26 protein-coding genes and 1 other RNA gene are annotated in these 23,498 nt (G+C 62.4%); 15 read left to right on the top strand and 12 right to left on the bottom strand.

Annotation, left to right across the window (positions count from 1 at the left end; all coding sequences use genetic code 11):
- The first annotated feature begins 25 nt into the window (after nucleotides 1-25).
- Nucleotides 26-901 carry a GGDEF domain-containing protein gene (locus RB548_RS12300; protein ID WP_331371589.1) on the top strand — a complete coding sequence of 292 codons (876 nt, stop codon included), beginning with the start codon at nucleotides 26-28 and terminating at the stop codon, nucleotides 899-901.
- A 185-nt stretch (nucleotides 902-1,086) separates the two neighbouring features.
- Here RB548_RS12300 and RB548_RS12295 read toward each other — a convergent pair whose 3' ends face one another.
- The 4 genes from RB548_RS12295 to ssrA form a co-directional block, all read right to left on the bottom strand.
- Nucleotides 1,087-1,320 carry a ribbon-helix-helix domain-containing protein gene (locus RB548_RS12295; RefSeq protein ID WP_331371588.1) on the bottom strand — a complete coding sequence of 78 codons (234 nt, stop codon included), beginning with the start codon at nucleotides 1,318-1,320 and terminating at the stop codon, nucleotides 1,087-1,089.
- 100 nt (nucleotides 1,321-1,420) lie between these two features.
- Entirely contained in the window at nucleotides 1,421-1,645 is a 225-nt protein-coding gene (locus tag RB548_RS12290) for a DUF4169 family protein (RefSeq protein WP_331371587.1), read from the bottom strand.
- Between the two features lie 17 nt (nucleotides 1,646-1,662).
- Nucleotides 1,663-2,175, bottom strand: coding sequence for an SspB family protein (locus RB548_RS12285; RefSeq protein ID WP_331374952.1), 513 nt, complete (start codon nucleotides 2,173-2,175; stop codon nucleotides 1,663-1,665).
- A 164-nt stretch (nucleotides 2,176-2,339) separates the two neighbouring features.
- Nucleotides 2,340-2,701, bottom strand: a transfer-messenger RNA (tmRNA) gene (ssrA, locus tag RB548_RS12280).
- A 149-nt stretch (nucleotides 2,702-2,850) separates the two neighbouring features.
- On the opposite strand from ssrA, the gene RB548_RS12275 reads away from it, so the two are divergent.
- On the top strand, nucleotides 2,851-3,159 hold the full coding sequence (locus RB548_RS12275; RefSeq protein WP_331371586.1) for a DUF2853 family protein: 309 nt from the start codon (nucleotides 2,851-2,853) through the stop codon (nucleotides 3,157-3,159).
- A gap of 138 nt (nucleotides 3,160-3,297) precedes the next feature.
- Here RB548_RS12275 and RB548_RS12270 read toward each other — a convergent pair whose 3' ends face one another.
- On the bottom strand, nucleotides 3,298-3,750 hold the full coding sequence (locus RB548_RS12270) for a DUF2267 domain-containing protein (RefSeq protein ID WP_331371585.1): 453 nt from the start codon (nucleotides 3,748-3,750) through the stop codon (nucleotides 3,298-3,300).
- 358 nt (nucleotides 3,751-4,108) lie between these two features.
- On the opposite strand from RB548_RS12270, the gene RB548_RS12265 reads away from it, so the two are divergent.
- From RB548_RS12265 to RB548_RS12230, 8 genes are all read left to right on the top strand, one after another.
- The gene (locus tag RB548_RS12265; protein WP_331371584.1) at nucleotides 4,109-4,903 is read left to right on the top strand and encodes a thymidylate synthase; all 795 of its coding nucleotides are present in this window, start codon (nucleotides 4,109-4,111) and stop codon (nucleotides 4,901-4,903) included.
- A gap of 181 nt (nucleotides 4,904-5,084) precedes the next feature.
- Entirely contained in the window at nucleotides 5,085-5,690 is a 606-nt protein-coding gene (locus RB548_RS12260) for a glutathione S-transferase (RefSeq protein ID WP_331371583.1), read from the top strand.
- A complete protein-coding gene (locus tag RB548_RS12255; protein ID WP_331371582.1) occupies nucleotides 5,683-6,231 on the top strand; it encodes a dihydrofolate reductase in 549 nt (182 codons plus the stop codon). Before RB548_RS12260 ends, RB548_RS12255 begins: the two co-directional genes overlap by 8 nt.
- A 263-nt stretch (nucleotides 6,232-6,494) precedes the next feature.
- Nucleotides 6,495-7,580, top strand: coding sequence for an FtsH protease activity modulator HflK (hflK, locus tag RB548_RS12250; protein WP_331371581.1), 1,086 nt, complete (start codon nucleotides 6,495-6,497; stop codon nucleotides 7,578-7,580).
- Nucleotides 7,577-8,509: a protease modulator HflC gene (gene hflC, locus RB548_RS12245; RefSeq protein ID WP_331371580.1), complete on the top strand. Its 933-nt coding sequence runs from the start codon at nucleotides 7,577-7,579 to the stop codon at nucleotides 8,507-8,509. Before hflK ends, hflC begins: the two co-directional genes overlap by 4 nt.
- A gap of 7 nt (nucleotides 8,510-8,516) precedes the next feature.
- Entirely contained in the window at nucleotides 8,517-8,702 is a 186-nt protein-coding gene (locus RB548_RS12240; RefSeq protein ID WP_173509813.1) for a DUF2065 domain-containing protein, read from the top strand.
- Nucleotides 8,703-8,708: 6 nt separating this feature from the next.
- Entirely contained in the window at nucleotides 8,709-9,095 is a 387-nt protein-coding gene (locus RB548_RS12235) for an ACT domain-containing protein (RefSeq protein WP_331371579.1), read from the top strand.
- 250 nt (nucleotides 9,096-9,345) lie between these two features.
- Nucleotides 9,346-10,848, top strand: a complete 1,503-nt coding sequence (locus RB548_RS12230) for a Do family serine endopeptidase (RefSeq protein ID WP_331371578.1) — start codon at nucleotides 9,346-9,348, stop codon at nucleotides 10,846-10,848.
- A gap of 58 nt (nucleotides 10,849-10,906) precedes the next feature.
- On the opposite strand, the gene RB548_RS12225 is transcribed toward RB548_RS12230, so the two are convergent.
- Complete coding sequence (locus RB548_RS12225) at nucleotides 10,907-11,548, bottom strand: alpha/beta hydrolase (RefSeq protein WP_331371577.1); 642 nt, start codon at nucleotides 11,546-11,548, stop codon at nucleotides 10,907-10,909.
- A 294-nt stretch (nucleotides 11,549-11,842) separates the two neighbouring features.
- On the opposite strand from RB548_RS12225, the gene RB548_RS12220 reads away from it, so the two are divergent.
- Nucleotides 11,843-12,757: a LysR substrate-binding domain-containing protein gene (locus RB548_RS12220; protein ID WP_331371576.1), complete on the top strand. Its 915-nt coding sequence runs from the start codon at nucleotides 11,843-11,845 to the stop codon at nucleotides 12,755-12,757.
- Nucleotides 12,758-12,783: 26 nt separating this feature from the next.
- Here RB548_RS12220 and RB548_RS12215 read toward each other — a convergent pair whose 3' ends face one another.
- Both RB548_RS12215 and serB read right to left on the bottom strand, forming a co-directional pair.
- Nucleotides 12,784-13,356 carry a GNAT family N-acetyltransferase gene (locus RB548_RS12215; protein ID WP_331371575.1) on the bottom strand — a complete coding sequence of 191 codons (573 nt, stop codon included), beginning with the start codon at nucleotides 13,354-13,356 and terminating at the stop codon, nucleotides 12,784-12,786.
- The gene (gene serB / locus RB548_RS12210) at nucleotides 13,353-14,240 is read right to left on the bottom strand and encodes a phosphoserine phosphatase SerB (protein ID WP_331371574.1); all 888 of its coding nucleotides are present in this window, start codon (nucleotides 14,238-14,240) and stop codon (nucleotides 13,353-13,355) included. The genes RB548_RS12215 and serB overlap by 4 nt, the downstream gene beginning before the upstream one ends.
- On the opposite strand from serB, the gene miaA reads away from it, so the two are divergent.
- The 4 genes from miaA to RB548_RS12190 all read left to right on the top strand — a co-directional run bounded on the left by miaA (nucleotide 14,239) and on the right by RB548_RS12190 (nucleotide 16,827).
- The gene (gene miaA / locus RB548_RS12205; protein ID WP_331371573.1) at nucleotides 14,239-15,150 is read left to right on the top strand and encodes a tRNA (adenosine(37)-N6)-dimethylallyltransferase MiaA; all 912 of its coding nucleotides are present in this window, start codon (nucleotides 14,239-14,241) and stop codon (nucleotides 15,148-15,150) included. The genes serB and miaA overlap by 2 nt on opposite strands.
- A 213-nt stretch (nucleotides 15,151-15,363) precedes the next feature.
- Complete coding sequence (locus tag RB548_RS12200; protein ID WP_331371572.1) at nucleotides 15,364-15,723, top strand: ArsR/SmtB family transcription factor; 360 nt, start codon at nucleotides 15,364-15,366, stop codon at nucleotides 15,721-15,723.
- The gene (locus tag RB548_RS12195) at nucleotides 15,720-16,145 is read left to right on the top strand and encodes an SRPBCC family protein (protein WP_331371571.1); all 426 of its coding nucleotides are present in this window, start codon (nucleotides 15,720-15,722) and stop codon (nucleotides 16,143-16,145) included. Before RB548_RS12200 ends, RB548_RS12195 begins: the two co-directional genes overlap by 4 nt.
- Before the next feature lie 31 nt (nucleotides 16,146-16,176).
- The gene (locus RB548_RS12190; RefSeq protein WP_331371570.1) at nucleotides 16,177-16,827 is read left to right on the top strand and encodes a glutathione S-transferase family protein; all 651 of its coding nucleotides are present in this window, start codon (nucleotides 16,177-16,179) and stop codon (nucleotides 16,825-16,827) included.
- Nucleotides 16,828-16,878: 51 nt separating this feature from the next.
- Here RB548_RS12190 and RB548_RS12185 read toward each other — a convergent pair whose 3' ends face one another.
- From RB548_RS12185 to RB548_RS12170, 4 genes are all read right to left on the bottom strand, one after another.
- Nucleotides 16,879-17,310 carry a nuclear transport factor 2 family protein gene (locus RB548_RS12185; protein WP_331371569.1) on the bottom strand — a complete coding sequence of 144 codons (432 nt, stop codon included), beginning with the start codon at nucleotides 17,308-17,310 and terminating at the stop codon, nucleotides 16,879-16,881.
- Between the two features lie 114 nt (nucleotides 17,311-17,424).
- Nucleotides 17,425-18,969: an MBL fold metallo-hydrolase gene (locus RB548_RS12180; RefSeq protein WP_331371568.1), complete on the bottom strand. Its 1,545-nt coding sequence runs from the start codon at nucleotides 18,967-18,969 to the stop codon at nucleotides 17,425-17,427.
- Between the two features lie 10 nt (nucleotides 18,970-18,979).
- A complete protein-coding gene (locus RB548_RS12175) occupies nucleotides 18,980-21,115 on the bottom strand; it encodes a gluzincin family metallopeptidase (RefSeq protein WP_331371567.1) in 2,136 nt (711 codons plus the stop codon).
- A 277-nt stretch (nucleotides 21,116-21,392) separates the two neighbouring features.
- Nucleotides 21,393-23,432, bottom strand: a complete 2,040-nt coding sequence (locus RB548_RS12170) for an ATP-binding protein (RefSeq protein WP_331371566.1) — start codon at nucleotides 23,430-23,432, stop codon at nucleotides 21,393-21,395.
- Nucleotides 23,433-23,498: the final 66 nt, after the last annotated feature.

The raw sequence follows: 23,498 nt of genomic DNA, 5'->3' as shown, positions 1-23,498 counted from the left end.
ATGTGCCTATAATTGGGGTTGCGAGATGAAACCGCTTGAGCCGGGGCTAGATCGCCGCGCAGTCATCTGGATCGTGAACTGTACCCTCGGTGGCACCGTCGGCTGCACGGCGATCGCGATGCTCATCACCTACCGCTGCACGGCCCACTTCGGCGCGGAGGTCATGGCCACCACGCTCAGCCTCGCCTTCTATATCCCCGTGCTTCTCGCCGTGCCGCTCTTTGCCTTCATCGGGGTCAAGATGCAGCAACTCGCACTGGCCAACCGGCTCCTTGTCCAGGCGAGCCGCTATGACGGGTTGACGGGCTGTCTGAACCGGGGCGCCTTCACCGCCGATGTCATCGATTTCTTCGCGAAACAGGACCTCACGCCCTTTCCGCCCACATCGGCGCTCTTGATCCTCGATGCCGATCATTTCAAGAAGATCAATGATTGCCATGGGCACCTTGCCGGAGATGCCGCGCTCGTCGGCATTGCGGCGGTACTGCGCGATGCGGTGGGCGAAGCGGGCGTGGTTGGGCGGCTCGGTGGTGAAGAGTTCGGCGCTTTCGTGCGTTCGACCGATGTGGTCGCGATCGGCGCACTGGCTGAGCGCATCCGCCTCGGGGTCGCCGAGGATAGCGGGCGGGAAGCCGGCTGTGCGCATGCGGTCACCGTCAGCATCGGGACTGCCCTCTTCACCTATCCGGCCGTCTACGAGGACATTTTCAAGATTGCCGACGACCAGCTTTATCTTGCCAAGAGGGCGGGGCGGAACTGCGTCTGCATGATGGAGCACTCGCACATGCCGGGCAGCATACGCGCCATGGCCGAGCGATTGCGCAGCGGTTTTGCGGAGCTCGACGCGCATCCGGTCGACACGGGAGTCGACGATCAGGCATCGCGGCTGGCAGGGCGCTGATTTCCGAGGCCCGGTTCACGACAAAATCAAGGGGGTTCAGGCGCTACTGTGATCGTTGCGCCGGAGAGGCACGGCCCACTGCATGTTTCCTCAAATCGGATCCGATTTAAGGATAAAAACATGCAGCAATTCAAAGTGCTACAGCGACCTTTGTGCGTCTGACGCACGGCGCTGCAGATGCGGCCTCAGGGCGTTTCTGTCGCGTCGGTGCGCGATTTTACCCAGGCGAGTACATAAACGCGAAGCGCCGAGGAGAGATTGCCGTCGGGGCTGCGCCCGTCATCGACTTCCGCGATCAGCCGAGCGAGCGGCATGCCGCGGCTCTGCGCGATCGATTTCAGTTCCTGCCAGAACGGTTCTTCGAGGGTAATACTCGTTCGATGGCCGTGGAGGGTGGCGGAATGCTTGACGATCGTCATCGCTCACAAACCGATTCAAGGCGTTGGCATTCCGATTCCGGAACCCGGCTCAAGTCTTTGCGGCAGAATCGTTTTTCGGGATTGTGGGCGGCGCGGCTTGTCACGCCTTCTCGCCCGGGGTGCCGTCCGCCGAGCGCGTTGTCGCCGGCGTCTCCAGTCGGCCCTGGTCAAGTGTCTTCGAAGCTTTCTCGTTCAGCGCGCGGGTAAGCGACTTTTCCGTCTTGGTGCGGCCGAAGGCGATACGGTTCTGCTCGGCCTGCTTCTCTTTTTCCGTGCGGGCCTGCTTCTTGCGGAACTGGCGCAGGTTGACGACATCGCCGGCCATCGCCGCCTCCGTATCTTTCAGTTCTTCTTGCGGAAGGAGTCGAGCGAGACGACCGAGCCACCGCCATTTTTCGGTTCGCCCGATTTTTCCGGGCTCTTCTCGGCAGGTTCGTTGCCGTCTTCGCTGACCGGATAAGCGGTGATCTCCGCAGATTCCTCTTCTTCCTCGCTGGCGGCAACGTCGAACTCGAGCTCGAAATTAACCGACGGGTCGTAGAAGCCGCGGACGGCGTTGAAGGGGATCACCAGTTTCTCTGGCGTGTCCGAGAAGGAGAGGCCGATCTCGAAAGCGGCTTCGCTGACCTTCAGGTCCCAGAACTGATGCTGCACGACGATCGTCATCTGCTCGGGATATTTCGCCTTCAGGTGCTGCGAGATGCGCACGCCTGGGGCGCCCGTCAGAAACGTGATGAAGAAGTGGTGGTCGCCGGGCAAATGACCCGTGGCTGCGACTTCGGCCAGCACCTTGCGAATGACGCCGCGAAGCGCGTCCTGCGCCAGAATGTCGTAGCGTATGTGGTCCTGGCCCATATGATCCCCGTCTTCCTTCGAACTCAACTGCTGCATGTCAAAGCGCCGCTGCGATCTTGCGCACCAAAGCCGGCGTGCAGCGCCGCACGGACACTCCTTTGCCCCGTCCGCTTGTGACGAGTCAATTATCAAGCATCTATAGACCATTTCGCGACAGGGGAGAAGGTGAAGGCTTCTGTTGCCAGGTGCCTTCGGACCCCGCCTTACGGTGCTACCCGGAAGGGCTTGATTTGAAGTGCCGCACCGCCGTTAGGCAGCGAGACGTGCTTCAGCATAGTTGTCGTTTGCAACTATAAGTTTAGCCCGATAACGGTGGTACAATGCCGAGCAAAAAGTCGATCTTTACGCCCTTGTCGATCCTATTTCGCCCCCATCAAAAGCCGGTCCGATTTCCAGGCCGGTTTTTGGTGGAGGCGCCGGGTACCGCCCCCGGGTCCAATGGGTTTATTGCATCGCCCGTTTATTGCCATAGCCGCCCGAAGACGGCACGCTTGATATAGGTCTTTACGCCGGCCATGAAAAGAGGCGATCGAGGGAAATGTGACGGATATATTATCCCTCATGCGCCGGGCACGGAAACGCCTTGACATACCCGAGCAGCGTGAAAAACTCCGGCTGCTGCACGCAGCTCGCGAAAGGGCGGCAGCTTGAGAGCAAGTGCAAACTGGAGGCATCATGACCGATTATCTCGCAGACGTGCAGAAATACGATAGCGGCGCCGACGAAGCAGTTGTCAACAAGATCGTGCGCCATCTCGGCATCGCTCTTCGCAACAAGGATTCCGCCCTTGTCTCGGCCTCGGACCCGAAGGAGCTCGAGCGCGTCAAGGAAAAGTGGTGCGAGAAGAAGCTCGGCGTCGGCGGCGCGGACGCCGATGCGGCAATCGCTGCCACGGCCAAGGCGATGGCGGACGACCGCTCCAAGTCACGTGTGACATTCTACTATCTGGTGGCCAAGAACCTCGGCAAACTCCAGACGCTCTGATCCTACAGCGCCGCGCGTCCTATTAGGCGCGCAAGGATGCTACGCTTTTTCGTGATCCTGGCCGAGCAATCCAGGATCACGAACATACCGATTTCACTCATCCGGGGCGATCAAGTTAACGCCAGCGGCCGTCCGGCGCTACGCCTGCTCCTTGGTGCCGACGCTGTCCGGCCAGAGAGCACGGATTTCCTTCGGTAACGTATCGCGCACCTTCGCCGACTGGCCAAGGTCGATATGCCGCGCGAGAACCTGGAATACCGATTTCGTGGCTTCCGCGGGATTGACCGGGCGGCCGGGTTTCATCCCGTCCGCGACGCAGTCAAGAAATTCATCAAGCGACCGCATCGCCTTTTCGGGTCGATGGTTGGGACGGTATTGGTCGTAGTAGGCGCCCCGCACGAGTAGCGGCAGCTCCGCGCCGAGATGAGCGGCCACCTCGGGAGGAAGCCTGTCGCGCAGCGCCCTCAGCACCACATTCAATATGTGCCACGCCACTTTCCGGTCCGGTCCGTGATGCTCCATGATCTCGCCGAGCCAGATATTGGTGGTTTGCAGGGTCTTGTCGAAGACATCGAGGCCGGTCGCACTCATGGTCACACCTCTCTTGCAGGTCGAACGTTCTATCAATCTCAAGGGCCTAACCCCACTCGGCCAAGTTTGTTTCGTCGCTGGCCGAGAAATCCGCGCCGGCAACAATTTCGGAACATTCGCGAGTCCGTCGGATTAGCGGATGGATATGGCCCGGGTGAAACGAGAACGCGGGTTGAAACAGGCAAACGCGTCTTGTTCGAGAGCGCTGCGAAGGTCTGCTGCGTTCCCTGACAGCGGTCGCATAGAGCAGCACGAGGCTACCGCAGGCATCAAATTGCGGAAAACGCGCCCGGGCCATTGGTTCGCCGAAGGGTTCGTCCTATTTTTGGATGAAGCAACGAATCGTCGGCGAGCAAGCATGCGGCAATATCTCGATCTCCTCGAGCACGTGATGACAACCGGAACCGACCGCGGCGACCGGACCGGCACCGGCACGCGTTCGGTCTTCGGCTACCAGATGCGCTTCGACCTGTCGCAAGGCTTCCCGGTCCTGACCACGAAGAAGCTGCACCTGCGTTCGATCATCCATGAGCTCCTGTGGTTCCTCAAGGGAGAGACGAATATCGCCTATCTCAAGGAGCACGGCGTCAGCATCTGGGACGAGTGGGCGGACGAGAAGGGTGAACTCGGGCCGGTCTACGGCTACCAGTGGCGCTCCTGGCCGACGGCCGGGGGTGGCCACGTCGACCAGATCGCAGCACTTGTCGAAGGCTTGAAGACCAATCCGACCTCTCGCCGGCACATCGTTTCGGCCTGGAATCCGGCGCTGGTCGACGAGATGGCGCTGCCGCCCTGCCATTGCCTGTTCCAATTCTACGTGGCGGACGACAAGCTCTCCTGCCAGCTTTACCAGCGCTCGGCCGACATCTTCCTCGGCGTGCCATTCAACATCGCCTCCTATGCGCTGCTGACTTTGATGGTTGCGCAGGTGACGGGACTGAAGCTCGGCGATTTCGTCCACACGCTTGGTGACGCGCACATCTATCACAACCACTTCGAACAGGCGCGGCTGCAATTGACGCGAACGCCGAAGCGGCTGCCGGAAATGCGCATCAATCCGGGCGTGAAGGACATATTTTCCTTTAAATTCGAGGACTTTACGCTCGTTGGCTACGAAGCGGATTCACATATCAAGGCGCCGGTCGCCGTCTAGGGCGAGCGGTATGATGCCTTGCGGTCGCGTCCGGTCGGTGCGGGTGCCCGGCTCCAGGTGACTGCCTGAAGCGGCCAGTATGTTCTGAAACGAAAACCGGAAGCTTCCTCCCGCGTTCCTCCGGGCGCGGGGGCGGCGCTCCCGGAAAAGCGCCGCGAACCGGCGCAACAGGGAGGGTTCGATGCTGACGCTCATCCATGCGCCGCTGTCGCGCTCATCGCGCATTATTTGGCTGCTCGAGGAAATCGACGCCGAATACGAGATCCGCTATGTCAACATTCGCCGCTGGGATGGCTCGGGCGGGCCGGACGAGAATAATCCACATCCGCACAAGCAGGTGCCGGCACTTCTGCACAACGGAGCGGTGATCTGGGAGTCGGCCGCCGTCGTGCAATATCTGACCGATCTCTATCCGAACTGCAGTCTCGGCCGACCGCCGGGCCATCCCGAGCGTGGCGCCTATCTTTCCTGGCTCGCCTACTATGCCGGCGTCATCGAGCCGACGGCGCTTGCCCATATTTCCGGCGTGACCGTCAACAATCCGGCGCTCGCAAGACTCTACAGTGAAATGTGCGCCCACGTGATCAGCGTATTGAGCCGCCAGACCTATCTGCTCGGCGAGACCATGAGCGCCGCCGATCTCCTGCTGGCGAGCGCACTTCAATGGATGCGCAAGATACTGCCGGAAAGCGAGGTGATCGACCGCTACATTCGCGTCGTGACCGACCGGGCCGCCCTGCAGCGAGCGCGCGAGATCGACAGCAAGCCGAGTGGTTTCCATGACTGAACCAAAGACTGAAACGAGCGCTGAACCGAAGATCGTTATCGTCGTCGCGGTCGCGACCAACGGGGTGATCGGACGCGAGGGCGACCTGCCATGGCGGCTCTCGACCGATCTCAAGCGCTTCAAGGCGCTGACGATCGGCAAGCCGGTCGTAATGGGGCGGAAGACCTGGGCCTCGCTCGGGCGCCCGCTGCCTGGGCGAGCGAACATCGTCATCAGCCGCAACCGCGATTTCGAGGCGCAAGGGGCCGAGGTCGTTCCCTCGCTGGAGGCGGCACTCGAACTGGCGCGCCGACATGCGGCGGCGGTCGGCGCAGATGAGATCTGTGTCATCGGCGGCGGGGAGATCTATCGCCAGTCGATCGGCGTCGCGGACGTGCTGCACGTCACGGAGGTGCAGGCCGAGGTCGATGGCGACACGCGCTTTCCGGCGATCGATCCGGCTATCTTCGAGCGGGTGTTCGAGGAGGAGCTGCCGCGCGGCGAGAAGGACAGCCATGCGATGCATTTCGTGACCTGGCGCCGGCGGGAGACAGCGGAATGAGGAAAAGTGCCAGCGGTTTTCCGTCCGCATCCCGTTTCAGGTATAGAAGCCGGGATCAGGAAAATGCGAAGCGGTTTTCCACGCGCATGTGGCGCTCACCTGTTCGTGTAGCGAGACTCTCAACTATTTTAACCCATTTACGGTGAAGTCGGCCGTATCGCGTTGAAAGCAATGCATGTGATACCTATAACGGTTTCACATCGCGACCGCTTGCTCGTGCCAGCGAGTGGTCGGCGAGAGAGTTTTCTTGAAGAGAGGTTTTGATGCCCTGGAGCAATCAGAATGGCGGCGGCGGCCCATGGGGCGGCGGCGGCAATCAAGGGCCGTGGGGCCAGGGGCCCAATCGGCCGCGAGGCGGGAGAGGCGGCCCGCCAGATCTCGAGGAGATCATCCGGCGGGGTCAGGACCAGTTGAAGAATGTGGTTCCGGGGGGCTTCAACGGCGGCGTCTTCGTCATCGTCGGTCTTTTGATCGTCGGCTTCATCCTGCTCAACTCGATCTACACGGTCCAGCCGGACGAACGCGGCGTCGAGATGCGCTTCGGCAGGCCGAAGGAAGAAATTTCGATGCCGGGCCTGCATTACCACTTCTGGCCCCTCGAAACGGTCGAGTTCGTCAAGGTCACGGAGCAGCAGCAGAATATCGGCGGACGCTCCGCCGGCCAGTCCAGTGCCGGGCTGATGCTGTCGGGCGACCAGAACATCGTCAACGTGCAGTTCTCGGTGCTGTTCTCGGTAACCGACCCGAAGGCCTATCTCTTCAACGTCGAGAACCCGTCCGACACGCTGCAGCAGGTGGCCGAAAGCGCCATGCGCGAGGTCGTTGGCCGGCGCCCGGCGCAGGACATCTTCCGCGACAACCGCCAGGCAATCGCCGCCGACGTGAAGAACACCATCCAGGCGACGATGGACAGTTACGGTGCCGGCGTTTCTGTGAATACGGTCGCAATCGAGGATGCCGCGCCTCCGCGTGAAGTCGCCGACGCCTTCGATGAGGTGCAACGCGCCGAACAGGACGAGGACCGCTTCGTCGAGGAAGCCAACCAGTACGCCAACCAGGTGCTCGGCAAGGCGCGCGGCCAGGGGGCACAAATCCGCGAAGAGGCGGCCGCCTATAAGGACCGCGTCGTCAAGGAGGCCCAGGGTGAGGCGCGGCGCTTCATCTCGGTCCATGGCGCATATTCCGAGGCCCCGGAGATTACCCGCAGGCGGCTTTATCTGGAAACGATGCAGGATGTCCTCGGCAAGTCGAACAAGGTCATTCTCGACGAACAGAACGGTCAGGGCGTGCTGCCCTATCTGCCGCTCAATCAAGTCGGCAGGCCCGCGCAGTCGGGAGGTACACAATGATAAACAATCGCAGTTCAATCATCCTGATCGTCCTCGCGGCCGTGCTCTTCATCGTCTATTCATCGGTGTTCGTGGTCAATGAGCGCCAGCAGGCGATCGTCGTGCGCTTCGGCGAGATCCGCGCCGTCAAGAGCGAGCCGGGCCTTTATTTCAAGCTTCCCTTCGCCTTCATGGACGCCGATCGCGTGCAGTTTGTCGAGGACCAGGCGCTTCGCTTCGATCTCGACAACATCCGCGTACAGGTCTCCGGCGGCAAGTTCTACGAGGTGGACGCGTTCGTGGTCTACAGGATCGCTGACGCCCGCCGTTTCCGCGAGACCGTTTCGGGCGACCGGGAGTCGGCCGAGGCACGGCTCCGGACCCGTCTCGACGCGTCGCTGCGCCGTGTCTACGGCCTGAGGGGCTTCGAGGCGGCCCTTTCGGATGAGCGCGCATCGATGATGCGCGAGGTGAGGACGGACCTCAAGGCTGACGCGGAATCGTTGGGGCTTAGAATCGAGGATGTGCGCATCCGCCGGACAGACCTCACGCAGGAGGTCTCGCAGCAGACCTTCGAGAGGATGAAGGCGGAACGTCTGGCCGAAGCCGAGCTGATCCGTGCCCGCGGCAACGAAGAAGGGCAGCGCCGTCGCGCGATCGCCGACCGCCAGGTCGTCGAGATCGTCGCGGAGGCGCAGCGTGATTCGGAAATCCTGCGAGGCGAGGGCGAAGCCGAGCGGACGAGGGTCTTTGCCGACGCCTTCTCGCGCGACCCCGGCTTCTTCGAATTCTACCGCTCGATGACGGCCTATACGCAATCCATCGGCAATCCGGACACAACCGTGGTGCTGTCGCCGCATTCGGAATTCTTCCGTTATTTCAACAGTGCGGACGGTGCGGCGCCTCCATCGCCCCCGGCCGCGCCGGCGGCGCCTGCCACCGCAGATTGAGCGGACAATGTCCGATTTTCTGATTGGGTTTGGTTTCTTCCTGATCATCGAGGGGCTGGTGTACGCACTGGCCCCTTTGGTTTTGGTGGAATTGGCGAAGCGTTTGCCGTATGTCCCGGAACATCAGCTCCGACTGGCCGGACTCGTTTCGGTGGCGGCTGGCGTCGGACTTGTATGGTTGGTTCGAGGATAATGCGAAATGCCACATAAACTGCTGATCCGGCTGGTCGATGCCGAATATGCCATTACCCGTCTGAATGTCGGGTCCGCTACACCGGAGTGGCTGCCGGGGCCGGGTTTCTGGACGGTGTCCAGCTCTCGCGAGGAAATGACGCTGGTCTGTCGCGCCGCCCGCGTGCCGTCGAGCGTGCAGAGCTCGCTTGGATGGCGCTGCTTCCGCATCGAGCAGCATTTCAGCTTCGACGTGCCGGGCGTCCTGTCCTCGGTGCTGCGGCCACTTTCGACAGCCGGCGTCGGCGTGTTCGCCAATTCGACCTTCAGTACCGACTATGTCTTCGTCGCCGGCTCCGACCTTGAAAAGGCGGTGCAGGCGCTGAAGGATCACGGGCACGAGATCACCGGCTGAGCGCGTGAAGGTGGCGCTGGCCCGAGATGCCGGCCCGCTGCCTCGTGGAGCGGATCAGGAAATCGTGTTTGGACGCTGCGGAATTCCGCCGTATCTTCAAGGGAAGATCGCTTGTGTGCGGACCCGCGGCAGCGGCGTATCGTGCAGTCGAAGGGAATCGATCACGGGGCGATCCCGGATTGCGACAATCCATGAATTGCGACAATCCATGACCGGCGTGGTCCAAGAGGAATAATAGGAGCCTAGCGACTTGTCGACACGACCAAAAATCTTCCGCGGCCTGGTGCTTGCGGCCGCGACGGCACTGCTTCTAAACAACACGGCGCTCGCCGAGACGGCAACGTCACGACCGGCGGCCGGACCGCCATCCGTTGCCGACCTTGCCGAGGGACTGCTCGATGCGGTGGTCAACATTTCCATTTCCCAGAACGTCAAGAGCGATGATGACGACGCACCCATGCCGCAGGTGCCGGAAGGGTCGCCGCATCAGGAATTCTTCGACGAGTTCTTCAAGGGGCAAGGCGGCGAGAGTAACCGGCCGCGAACGGTCAATTCACTCGGCTCCGGTTTCATTATCGACCCGGCCGGCTTCATCGTCACCAACAACCATGTCATCCAGGACGCAGACGACATCGAGATCAACTTCTCGGACGGGTCCACGCTGAAGGCGAAGCTGGTTGGCACGGACACTAAGACCGATCTGGCGCTGCTGAAGGTCGAGCCGAAGAAGCCGCTCAAGGCCGTTTCATTCGGCGACTCGCGCAAGATCCGTATCGGCGACTGGGTGATGGTGGTCGGCAATCCGTTCGGCCTCGGCGTGTCCGTTTCGGTCGGCGTCGTCTCGGCGCGCGGGCGCAACATCAATGCCGGCCCGTATGACAGCTTCATCCAGACCGACGCGGCGATCAACCGCGGCAATTCGGGCGGTCCGCTGTTCAACATGCAGGGCGAGGTGATCGGCATCAATACCGCGATCCTTTCTCAGACCGGCATGTCGGTCGGCATCGGCTTTGCCGTGCCGACGGAACTGGCAATGAACGTCGTCAACCAGCTCAAGGAATTTGGCGAGACCCGGCGCGGCTGGCTCGGCGTCCGCATTCAGCCGGTCACCGACGATATCGCCGAAAGCCTGAAGATGGAGAGGCCGCATGGTGCGCTGGTCTCCGGCATCATCGAAGGCGGGCCGATCGCCAAGGGCGAGATCAAGGCAGGCGATATCATCATCCGTTTCGATGGGTCGGATGTTGCGGAGATCCGCGACCTGATGCGCGTGGTCGGCGAGAGCCCCGTCGGCAAGGCGGTCGACGTGGTCATCATTCGCGACGGCAAGGAACAGACGGTTCGCGTCACGCTCGGCCGGCTGGAGGATGGCGAGCAACTTGCAAATGCGCCTGTAAACGAGAACGGCGAGGGCGCCAAGCCGAACGAGCCGCCGGCCGCCCAACTGCCGGCGAGCGACGTCGTACTCGGCATGAAGCTCGCGGTGCTCGATGCCGATCGCCGCAAGAGCTTCGGCATTGCCGAGGGCGTCGAAGGCGTGGTGGTCACCGAGGTCCAGCCGAATTCAGCCGCGGCCGAGCGTCGGGTCGCGGCCGGCGACGTGATCGTCGAGATCGGCCAGGAGGCAATGGCAACGCCGGACGACGTTTCCGCGCGGGTCGAGGAACTGAAGAACGACGGCCGCCGCAACGCGCTTCTGATGATCGCCAACAAGACCGGCGAATTGCGTTTCGTCACCGTGCAGATGGAGTAAGGTACTCGGCATCGCGATTGGCTTATCCTGATCAATCAAGCGCGATCGCCGCTGATATTCATGGATTGCTGCGCGATCGAAACTGGTTTTGGAACCATTGCGCTGAAAGTGATCGGTCCAGTCCGGTTTGCTCCCAGCCATGCCCTGCATCCAGCAAGCGATAGGTCAGATCCGCCCCAGCCGTATGGAATTGTTCCGCAATAACCGGCGCATCGGAGTGATCGCGGCGGTCGTCATCCGCCCCCGCGAGGATCAGTACGGGATACCCTTTTAGCTCTGGAAAAGGCGTTTGTGGATCTGGTGACTGCGGTCTCAGCAGAATTGCGCCTGACGTAAGGGCGCGTTGACCGCATACAACGGCGGCAGCGATGACAGCTCCGCTCGAATAGCCTGCGATGACCGGCGCCCGAGCCAAATCGTACTCTCTCGATATTGCTTCTATGAAGGCGCTCAGGTTTGCTGCTCGATGCGCTAGCTCCTCAATGTTCAGACTCCGATCCGGGTTGCGCTTAAAGAACGTGAACCCATGCTCCGAGGCGATGGGGCCGCGGACGGCGAAACAGGTGGAACTTGCAGCAACACACTCGGCAAAATCCGTCCAGTCTGTCTCTCTTCCACTGCTGCCATGAAGAAGAACAATTGGCGGCTCAGCCGAGCTTTTCACCGTAAGCTGGAAATCAAAGCCTGCAGAATGCAGCATGGAAAGCACCCGAGTCCTAGCATTCACCCAGCACGTTCTAGCAACTTTCGTTCATCGCGAAAGAGAGCGTCGCCGCGTCGGCTGTGCCGTAGGCTGAAAGGTTAGCAGGCGGACGGTTGCGAGAATGGCTTCGAGGATCTCGCGCATGATCCTGCCCTCACTTGTTGGCACTCCAAGAACCGCATGGAGATGGGCGAAAAAACATCTGGCACCTTTCACTCCGAGAATTTCACCGCACTTGCCGCCCCTCCTCAAACGAGTTTACAGTCCGCCTCGAATGACTTGAGGTTATGCATGAAGCGCGGCCGACTGCCCTTGACGGCATTGCGAAGCTTCGAGGCGGCCGGACGGCTCGGCAGCTTCACCGAGGCTGCGACGGAGCTTTTTGTTTCGCAGGCGGCGATCAGCCGTCAGATCCGCGACCTCGAAGCCCTGATCGGCAAGCCGCTGTTCGAGCGGCATCATCGCAGCGTCAGCCTGACCGCCGATGGCGAGGCGCTGTTGACGGTACTCACTCATTCGTTCGACCGGATCGGCGAAAGCCTCGATGCGCTCTGCGGCGCGAAGCGGGCCGGAACGCTGACGGTCAGCGCCGAGCCCTCCTTGGCCGGTTGCTGGCTCGTGCCGCATCTCGCTGAGTTTCAGGCGGAAAACCCCGAAATCGACCTCGTCATCGACGCCGATCCCCGGCTCGCCGAATTTCGCGGCCACGACGTCGAGGTTGCTATTCGGCACAGCGCGAGGGTCACCTCATGGCCTCGTGTCGAGGCCAGGCATCTTGCCGATGTCGAGATGATCGCGGTGATGGCACCGTCACTCGGGCCTCGGCCGCTGCGCGAGCCGCTGGATCTCTCGCGGTACGGCCTTCTGCACGAGGACACCAGGGCGCTCTGGGAGCAATGGTTCGCTGCTGCCGGGGCAGGCGAAGTGCGGGTCGAGCGCGGCGCCATATTCGCCGATGGGGCGCTTGTGCTACAAGCGGCGCTCCGCGGTCACGGCGTCGCGCTCATGGATCGCGCTCATGTGCGCGATGACCTGCGCGAGGGGCGTCTCGTCCAGGCCTTTGATATTTCCATTCCGTATGGTGCCTTCTGGTTGGTTGCGCGGCGGTTCGATGCGCTCTCCGAATCCGCCAGACGTTTCGTCGCGTGGATCGAGCGCTGTTATCCCGGTCGGGCTCGGAAGGGCGATGCGGGGAATGGCGTTTGACCGAGGGGGGGATCTCGAGCAGGTATCTAGTCCCGCCCCGGAATGCCGCGCGTCCACTCATCCGCCGTGATCGCGTAAAGCACGTGGCGCTTCAGATACGCATGCGCGTCGGGCACGCGAGGATGGTCGAAGTCGCGGTTCGGGTCCGGCCGCATGCCAAGCCGTTTCATCACGGCGGTGGAGCGGGTGTTCGCGGGCGCGGCGAAGGAGACGACTTCGCCGAGGCGTCGTTCGGTGAAGCCGTAGTCGAGGAGTGCTGTCGCCGCCTCGGTGACATACCCATTGCCCCAGAAGGGCAGGGCGAGACGCCAGCCGATCTCGATCGTGCCGTCCGGCAGATGCGGCTCCAGATCGGTGAGCGCCAGGCCACAGAAGCCGATCGGCATGTCGTTGTCGCGCAATGCCAGTGCAAAGAAACCGAAGCCGGTCTCGCTTATGCCGCGGCCGATGCGATCGAACAGCGCACCGGATTCCGCACGGTTGCGGCGGAAGGGGAAGAATTCCATGACCTTCGGATCGCTGTTGATCTCGGCAAAGAGGTCGCGATCGCTTTCCTTCCAGCCGCGAATGCGCAGCCTGTCGGTCTCGCGGATGATCACGCCACGAAATCCGTCTTGCGGTAGCCCTGGAGGTATAGGAGGGCCGTGAGGTCGCCGTGGTCGATGCGGATTTTCGCCTGTTCGGCGACCACGGGCTTCGCATGAAGCGCGACGCCGCTACCGGCAAGCTGCAGCATGCCGAGGTCGTTGGCGCCGTCGCCGACGGCAATCACCTCGGCAGTCGAAATGCCGAGCTTGCCGGAGATGTCGATGAGCGCGTCGACCTTGGCCTGCTTGCCGAGGATCGGATGGACGACCTCGCCGGTGAGCGTGCCATCCTTCTCGATCAGCACGTTGGCGCGGTTCTCGTCAAAGCCGAGTTTTGCGGCAATCGGGCCGGTGAAGACGGTGAAGCCACCGGAAACGAGGGCGGTGTAGTGGCCCTTGGCTTTCATGGTCGCGATCAGCTCCTTGCCGCCCGGCGTCAGCGTGATGCGCTTGGCGATCACCTCGTCGATGACGCTGCCGGGCAGGCCCTTCAAGAGTGCCACGCGCTCGATCAGCGCCGGCTCGAAGGCGATCTCGCCGTTCATGGCGCGGGCGGTGATCGCCGCAACCTTTTCCTTGAGGCCCACTTCGGCGGCAAGTTCGTCGATGCATTCCTGGCCGATCATGGTCGAGTCCATGTCGGCGATCAGAAACTTCTTGCGGCGGCTTTCGGCATCCTGCACCGCGACATCGATCGGAAAGCCGTTCACCTCGGCGCGCAACCGCGCCTCGGCGGCGTCCGGATCGGTGCCGTCCGTAAGCGCCATGTCGCAGGCGACGCCGTCTGCCAGCCAGTAGACCCCGGATGCGTTTACGGCAGTCGCCGCCGCTTCCGCCAGCGCAGGCGTCAGAACAGGATTTGACGGATTGGCGATAAGCGTGGCAACGAGAGCCATGATCAAGAACCTTGAAAGAGACACGGACGCGATCCTGATAACCGGGCCGACCGCCAGCGGCAAGTCCGCGCTTGCGGTGGAACTTGCGCGCCGGCACGGCGGCGTGGTGATAAACGCCGACAGCATGCAGGTCTACGACACGCTGAAGATCCTGACCGCCCGGCCGGACGAGGCGGAGATGGGCGGGATAGCGCATTTTCTCTATGGCCATGTGCCGGCTGGAGCGGCCTATTCTACCGGCGCCTGGCTGCGCGAGGCGGAGGCCCTGGTCATTCAGGTGCGCGAGGAGGGGCGGCTGCCGGTCTTCGTCGGCGGCACCGGGCTCTATTTCAAGGCGCTGACGGGCGGGCTTTCCGATATGCCGGAGATACCGGCGACGATCCGCGATGCATTGCGCGCGCGGCTGAAGGAGGAGGGGGCGGAGGCGCTCCATGCGGAGCTTGCCGCGCGAGACCCGCAAACCGCCGCGCAATTGCAGCCGGGCGACGGGCAGCGGATCGTTCGGGCGCTCGAGGTAATCGAGGCGACCGGCAAGCCGATCCATCTCTTCCAGCAGAGCCGCGGCCCCATGATCGTCGTTCCCGACAAGGCACAAAAAATCGTCGTATTGCCGGATCGCGCCCTCCTGCACGGCCGCATCGACCGGCGCTTCGAGACCATGCTGGAGCGCGGGGCAGTCGACGAGGTGCGTGCGCTGCTTGCGCTCGACCTCTCGCCCGACATGCCGGTGATGAAGGCGATCGGCGTTCAGCAGATCGCCGCGATGCTGAAGGGCGAGATCGGCGAGGAGGAGGTCATCGCCGCCGGCGCAGCCGCGACGCGCCAATATGCCAAGCGCCAGATGACCTGGTTCCGCAACCAGCTCGACGACAGCTGGCGGCGGATCGAAAGGCCGGACGAACTACCCTAGATCACTCCACTGTTTCACCGAACACAGTACACGACAGCAGCGTAACGGATTTGGCGGATGCTTTTCCGCCGTCTTCCCTGTGCTTGTCACAGGAATGAGGATCGGAGGAGAAGCCGTACCGTACCGCAACCAACGAGGCACAGCAGGAAGGCAGCTTGACTTCGCGGTCGCAAGCGCGTACCTAGATATTAAACTAATTGGTTAAATGTTTTGATGCAAGCACGCTCAGAGGAAAAGGCCGAACGGCAACTCGATCAGGTTTTCCATGCGCTTTCCGACCGGACGCGCCGAGGGCTTATGGCCCGGCTCGCCCGTGGCGAGGCGTCCGTTACGGAATTGGCGGCGCCCTTCGAGATGTCGCTGCCGGCGGTCTCCAAGCACCTGGTCGTGCTGGAAAAGGCGGGCCTGCTGCGGCGAAGGATAGATGGCCGCGTGCATTATTGTTCGCTCAGTCCGCAGGCATTGGAGGATGCCTCGGACTGGATGGCCTTCTACCAGCAATTCTGGAAACGGCGGCTGGATAGCCTGGCCCAATGGCTCGCCAGGGACGACGCTGAAGGGGAGGAGAAATGAAGGAACTAAGGATATCCGAAGTGTTGCAGGCTCCGTTGGCGCGCGTGTTTGCTGCCTGGTGCGACGTTGACAAGCTCCGGCAATGGTTTGCGCCCGGCGAGATGACGGTGCCGGAGGCGGCTGCCGACCTTAGACCCGGCGGACGCTATCGCATCGTCATGCAGGAACCGGGCGGCAAGCGCCACATCGTCGGCGGCGAATACCGAGAAATCGTCCCGAATGAGCGGCTTCGCTTCAGCTGGCAGTGGGAAGGCAATCCGGACGTCACCGAAGTCAACCTCATCTTCCGCGCGCTTGACGCCGACCGCACCGAATTGACGCTCATCCACACCGAATTCGCAAATGCCGAGGCACGCGACAACCATGCCAAGGGTTGGGCGGGCTGCATGGCCAATCTGCACCGCTACCTGCGGCAGGGCTAGGGCGTCGTGCCGGATCACGAAGGAGAGAAAGATGAAACTCTACTACCATCCGCTTTCCACCTATTCGCAAAAGGTGATGATCGCCTTCAATGAAAAGGGAATCGAATACGAACCGGAACTGGTCGATCTGATGACGCCGGAGGGCCGTGCGGCCTACACGGCCATCTATCCGCTCTGCAAGGTCCCGATGTTCAAGCCGAGCGAAGACTGGATGGTGCCGGAATCGAGCATCATCATCGAATATCTCGACGACAAGTCCCCCGACACGCCGCGGCTGATTCCGGCCGGCGGCGGTGACGCGCAACGGCAGGTCCGCTTCATGGATCGCATGGCCGATCTCTACCTGAACGATCCGGTCCGGGAACTCCTGTTCCAGCAGTTTGGCTTCAAACCCGTCAATGAGGGGGACGCCGCCGTCGCCCGCAATGCGATCAAGGTGAGCTACGATCACCTCGACAAGCGCCTGTCCGGGCAGGAATGGATTTGCGGCGACTTTTCGATGGCGGACTGCGCAGCGATCCCGCCGTTATACTATGCCCAGACGGTTGCGCCCTTTGCCGACCGCCCGAACCTCGTGAGCTATTGGGAACGAGCGCAAATGCGACCTTCCTATGCGCGCATAATGCGCGAGTTCGTCCCCATCTGGGAAGGCAGGCTGGCCGGGTCAGCGGCCGCTGAATAGCTCTCGCCGGCGCCGGCTGCCCGCCATCGGGAAAAGGCGGGCGGCCGCCAATCAACCGATGCCGTGCTCCTTCAGCACGGCTTCCTCATCGCCGCTGATCCAGCCGAAGATCTTCGGCTCGTCGTTGCGCACCTGGACCAGATAGTGGACCTCGAAATCGATGTTGACGTCCGGCCCGTCCTGCATGTCGTAGGTGGAGCGCCAGTCGATCCTGACGAGGAAATGCTGGTTGTCGATCGGCGTGATGGTGGTCTTGCGGATCTTCAACTCCTTGGTACCGATCGCGCGATAGCGGGCATAACCCCTCGCCATCGAGACCTTCAGGCTGTCGTCGTTCTTGCCGGCAAGCACGCCTGCCGGCGAGGCGGCGATGAACTCCGAGGCGAAAGCGAAGGTTGTCTCGCCGACATCCATTTCGGCGGCAAGCACCCGATTAGCCATGGTTTCGTATCGCGCGAAGAAGCGTCGGAGGATCTCTTCCATGATTGCGGCCCTGAATTTTGTTGGAACGGTTTGGATGAAAACGCGCACCCGTGCGGTGCGGTTCCTGTAACGCGCCGCCGGGGCATTCGCGATCAGCCGGGTTCCCGCATACGCTTACGCTGGGCTGTCGGCGACGGTGTATTCAAAGAAGAGGTCGGTCTCGATCCGCTTGAATTTTTGCCACTCGGCGGCGCTGATGTCACCGGGTTTAGCAATATGGTCGACATCGCCGCGGAAGACGCGACCGCGGGCCTTTTGCAAAAGCCTGTCCTCGATAAAACGGAGCGGGTGCTCCCACGGCTTGTCCTTGTGCGCCGCCCAGGGCGTATTGGCCGGGATCATCGCTACGAATTCGTCCTGGAAGGCGTTGCTTGCCAGCCAGGAAAGGTTGGCATAGTCCGCCCCCACGCTGCCGTCGAGCGTGGCATTGTGGCTGCCGTGATGACCGACCTTGTAAAGCACCGTCCGGCCGAGGATGTCGCGCGCCGTGATGATCCTGCCATCGACCGTCCATTTGAGCGCCGCCCAGGAGATCCAATTGCCGCGCTGGGCGTCGCCGGTGAAGAGCAGCACCTTGCCGGTTGCGGGGAGTTCGATCGCGATGACGAGGCTCGTGTTGTTCACCTCGTCGTTCAGCCTGAGCGCCAGCGTTTCCGCGCTCTCAAGCCAGTCGTTGTCGATCTGCCGCCAGACCTCGGGACCGCGCTTGCCCTTGATGCCATAGTGGTCGGCAAAGAACGCCTTCAGGAACGCATCTTGGCTCCGCTCGACGTCCTTGCGCGAAATGCCGAAGCGCGGGTCGAAGCTGCGGCTGGCGTTCTCCGGGCCGCCGTCGACCGTCGCCGCGAGCAGGCTCAGCGTCGCGCCATCGGCCGACAGCCTGAACTCTTCTTCGCCTTGAGGCTCCAGTGACAGCAGCAGCTCGACATCTCGTGGCGGCCCAAGCGCGTAGACGCGCACCCCCTCGACACCCGGCAATCCGTAAGGATCGTGGTCGGGCCGCAGGAAAACCGGGTCGCCAGCGATCCGTTCGCGCAGATATTTGATGGCGCGCTTATTGGTGATCCCTTCGATGGCAAGCGCGCCCTGCCTTCGAGTCGAGAGCGCCGGGTGGCGCCGCTTGACTTCCCTGAAGCGTTCCCGAAGCCCATCGGCGGCATCCTCCCCTGTTTCGAAGGAAAGGAGATCGCGCAGCATCGTGCGGTTCGGCGAATGGATACCGAAGCCCGCACGATCGAGCCGTTCGTCGGCGCCCATCAGGGCGAGCAGCGTGTCATGGAAGCGTTCGCGCAGACTGTTGGCAAACGCATCATCATCGCCCTCGGTCCATGCCAGCCAGAGCTCGCCGATCTCGATCGGGTCGAAGCATGGCCTTCTTGTCGTGGGGTCCTTCGCCGCAAAGCCGTTGACATGGTCCATGTGCTCATGGGTCACCAGCACGACGTCCAGCCGGTTTCCGGTCGCTTCGCCGATGTCGGCAATCACCTTGTCGATCGTCTGTTCGGGTTTGATCTCGGAGTTCGTCCACAGGCCGCAGTCGATCAGCATGTAAAAGGCGCTGCCGTCCATCTTGCGCGTCGCCAGAAGAAAGCAGTCGCCATGGCCCTGCCGATACATGCGCACCGTGACACCGGACTCGGGCGCCTCCATTCTGGGCATGGGCTTCCTCCTAGCTCTCCTGTCGGTGAAGGTGGGCGAAAACTTCCGGTCGAACCGGCTTGCGCCCGCCGGCGGTGAAGGCGTTTTCCCGGCTCCGCGCCTGCCTGGTCAGATATGCGCGCATTCTTTCGAGCTCCGCGTCGTCGCAAATGTCGCCCGGCGTGCGGATGACGCGCCGGATCTCGAAGGTTTCGGCATCGATGAGCAGCGTGCAGCCGCGGCGAAAATAGAAGTCGTGGGGAGCTCTCGGCGGCTTGCCCTTGTCCGCCGCCTCCTGCTTCTTCGGGTCGAGGTAGCCATAACGGGTCTGCGTCAGTTCGACGACATATTCGCGCTCCATCTGATCGCGGTTGCCGCGGCGTGCGGCCATGCGAACGCTGTGCACTTCGATCGCCGGGCCGGTGACGATCTTGCTGCGCCGGACCGTCGCCGGCGCGTCGGCGTCCGTCCTGATGCGGATGATGTCGCGAAGCGGCGCATTCTTTGCCTCGGTGATGAGCCCCCAGAACAATCGTCCGTAGAGGTCGCGCGCCAGCCATTCGACCTTCCGGTCGGCCTCGAGCCCGAGCTCGAGGAGATTGCGACCGAGGATTTCCCGGAGCGACGATTTCGATCGCTTGGCGGTCTCCGGCAGGCGGTTGCCCATCGCCTTGTTCAGCTCGTTGAAGATTTCCTGTGCGATGCGGTCCAGGCCGTCCAGGAACGTCTGGCCCTCGCTGTCGTGGAAATCGCTCCGGGTCTTGAGCTCATCGATCATTTCGAGTGGCCGCGAAAGCAGATAGGCGACATCACCTTTGAGATCGCTCAGTCTGGGAAAGACGGCTTTGTAATCGGCGGCTGCTTCGGCCATCGTCGGCCAGAGCAGCGTCTGGACCGAGACGATCGGCATGTCGCGCGGAACGATACCCCAGGCCAGGAAGGCCTCCATCACTGCGACGCGATAGTTGTGCTCGTCCTCGGGGTAGAGATCGCGGTCGGCGGTAATGATCGCGCGCAGGTAATCACCGAAGGTGACATCGACGGGCGGGCAATAGTCGAGCGCGCGAATGCACATCTGCAGGATGTGTCGGGCCGATTTCGACGCTTCGTTCGCCAGCCGGTTGACGAGATCGGGATGCAGCGCCCCCGCCGGCAGAATTCCCGTGCCGCTCGACGCGATGCGCAGGAGGTCGGAGATGCGCGCGCGATAGATCGACAGGAACGCCCGGAACACGGCGGCCACCAGAATGGCGCCGCGGTCATGCACTTCCTCCGTCTCGCGCAGGAGCCTCGGATTGGGCTCGTGCGCCCGCCAGACGCCGTCCTTCCAGCCGCCGAGTGCGTCCCGCAACGCCGTTCCTCGGCCGAGGACCTGGCCGAATTCCTGGGCGAGCTGGCCGAGGAGGTTCTGGCTTTCGAGATCGCCGCGCGTGCGCGCGATCTGGTCCTTCAAGACGTCCGGATAGGAGAAATGCTGGAAGATTGCGACAATGTCCGCGAAGGCTTCGTGCAGCGCGAGCACGTCCGGATTGGTCGCCTCGCTGAAGCGCGGATGCATGCCGTCGAGCAGCGCGTGCGAGGTTTCATGGGCGATGATGTCGTGGGAGAGGCAGGTGAATATGATCGTACCGGCCGGCGCGCCAGGCTGGCCTTCGCCGGCCGCGAAATAGCCGAAGAGGAGCGCCTTCTTCTCGGGGCTGTAATAGGCGTTGGCGTCACGCAGCGCGTGCGGATAGATGCGCAGGCGCTGGACATATTGCGGATTGATCCACCGGCCCTTCTCGTCGCGGTCGTGCGGCGCCCAGAGAGCGACCCGGCCGAGGGCGCTTTCGAAATTGACGATGGTGTTCATCGCCACCGCATAAGTCATCTGCTGGTGGAATTGCGGGTTCCATTCCGCGGGTCTGAGGCCATTGTCGGCAAGCAGGCTCGGATCGTGCAGGTTGACCGGCGCGTAGACGAGATCGAGCGACGGGTCGAAGTCGATCACCTCTACATATTCCCCGACGGGACCGACGAAGGGGACGCCGGGATCTAGCTTGTCCATCTCCCAGGGGATCGAAACGATGACCTCGTTGAGCGGCAGCGTCTCGTGCCGGCGCCCCATGCTTGGGTCGAATGCGAAGATTCGGAGCTTGCGCGGAGGCATGGTCGACAAAACGGACATTTGCTCCTCCCGGGATTGCCGCCGCTATTTGCTGTCCAGCCGATGCATTTCCTTGAGTTCAGCCGCCTTTATATTTGCAACAGGAAGGATTCGTCCGCGTGACAAGAATGTCAACTCACGATTGCAAGCGCGGAGGGCGATTTGCCGAAGAGGAGTCAATCGCGGCGCGGACGCGCCGTGGCTGGCTTCCTGTGCTCGTTACGGGAATTAGTGCGCGCAAGCATTTGGCGCGAGAAATGCCCTTCGAGGCCATCTCCGCCGTGTTGCGTTCACGACCCTATTTGCGGATGAGGCTGCCGAGCGGGCGTTTGAGCAGGCTTTCACGTAGCGACGAGCCCTCGCGGCGCGGCTCGGGTGTCGGCTGCGCAAGGCGCGGATCCGGGGCACTCGGTTTCGGACTGCCGTCCCGTTCAGCTTGACCGGAGAGGATCTGCTCGCGGATCTGGTTGAAGCGCTCGAGTTGCGGGTTGACCGGCTCCGGGCGCGGAAGCATGTCCGGCCGGTAGGGCTCGAACGCCGGCTTCTGCCAGGCTTCGGCATCGGATGGTAGGTCGGCGCTATGGGCGACCTCCTCGACTGACACATCCTCCTCAAAGGTCGACGCCCTGGCGTTCTGAGCCGCCAGATAGCTCTGCTGGAAGTTTGAAATGTCCGGCCCAGAGACCGCCCGCATCCGGCTGACGATCGACCGCAGGTCGACGCTTGGCGCAGCCTCCTCGTCCACCTTGTCGGTGATGCCGTGGGCACGCGGCAGGCGCCGGTCGTCGACACGGGTGAAGCGCATACGCATCGGCACAGCGACCGCCTCGCCGAAGGCGATCGCTTCGCCATTGCCGATCGAGGAGATGAAACTGGTGGTGGAGATCGACGAATTCGAGATCGCCGAGCGGATGATCTCCTGGTCGCGATCATTGGCAAGCCGCATGGCGAAGACGGTCGAGCATTGAGACAGGATCGTCGGGTCGAGCTCACCCGGGCGCTGCGTGATGATGCCGAGGGAGACGCCGTATTTGCGGCCTTCCTTGGCGATGCGCGCGATCGCCTGGCGGGTCGGCAGGAAGCCGAGCGAGGCATCGGCCGGCACGTAGCGGTGCGCCTCTTCGCAGACCACCAGCATATGGATGCCGCCGTCGCTCCAGAGCCCGATTTCGAAAGCCATGCGGCAAAGCACCGAGGCGACCGAATTGACGACTTCCGACGGAATACCTGCGAGCTCAAAGGTCGCGATCGGCCGGCCTTCGCCGGGAATGCGGAAGATCTTGGCGATCGTGTCCTGGATCGTGTCGGTGATTGTGTTCGACGAGAACATGAAATGGTAGCGCGGATCGTTGATCGCCGAGATGATCTTGATCTTGAGCGAGCGCAGGTGCGGCTTGTCCGTCCTGCCCTCCAGACGGCCGATGCGCTCATCGATCAGCGCCAGCAGATCGGCGATGCGGTAGGGCACCGGGGTATCGACGGTGATCGAACTCTTCTCGTTCTGGCGGCGCATCAGCCCGGATTCGCCGCCCTTGAAGGCCTTCTTCGCATCGGGAATGACGTCGCGGAGGATGTCGAGCTCTTCCGGCACGGGCGCGCGTCCGCGAAAGATGACTTCGGCGAATTCTTCCAGCCGGAAAAGCCAGAAGGGGAGGTCGAGCGTGTCGGTATCGATGACGACCGCATGCTCCGGGAAGGCGGCGGCGAACTCGTTGTGCGGGTCGAGGATCAGCACGCGCAGCTTCGGATCGGCGGCGATCGCCTTGTTCAAGAGCAGTGTGACAGCGGTCGATTTGCCGACGCCGGTCGTTCCGACGATGGCAAAATGCTTGGCGAGCATCGACGGCACGTGGATCGTGGCGTCGAGGCTCTCGTCCTGGGTCAGCTTGCCGATGACGCAGCTGTCCGTCTGGGTCGTCTCGTAGATGCGGGCGAGGTCGGTGGCGCGGATGCGGTGGGCAATGGCGCCGAGATAGGGATATTGGCTGATGCCGGTGGAGAACGACTCGCGTCCGTCCGGGTCGGTGTGGACCTCGCCCATCAACTCGACCTCGATGCGGAAGGTGTTGTTCGTCTGCTCGCCCCATTCGCTGGCGACGGTCTGCATGGCATAGACGAGCGCCACGACGCGGTTGGCGCCGACGGAAATGGAAATCAGGCGACCGACGGACCACAGTTCCGTCAGCGCGGTTTCGCCGCCTTCGGCAACTGCGGCGATCGTTGCGCGCGAGCCGCTGCAGCCAACGACACGGCCAAGGAAGCGATTGCCGGGTTTAAGGTTGTCACGGCGATCCTGCTCTCCGGCAAGGACCGAGGAATGACGATTACTGTCAAGCAATTCAGCACCTCACGCGACGATTAGCTCGATAGATTAGAGGAGGGGATTTAATAAGTGGTTTCGCGC

This window comes from Sinorhizobium chiapasense, from assembly GCF_036488675.1.
Taxonomy (GTDB): domain Bacteria; phylum Pseudomonadota; class Alphaproteobacteria; order Rhizobiales; family Rhizobiaceae; genus Sinorhizobium; species Sinorhizobium chiapasense.
This window is presented reverse-complemented; position numbering and strand designations above follow the sequence as displayed.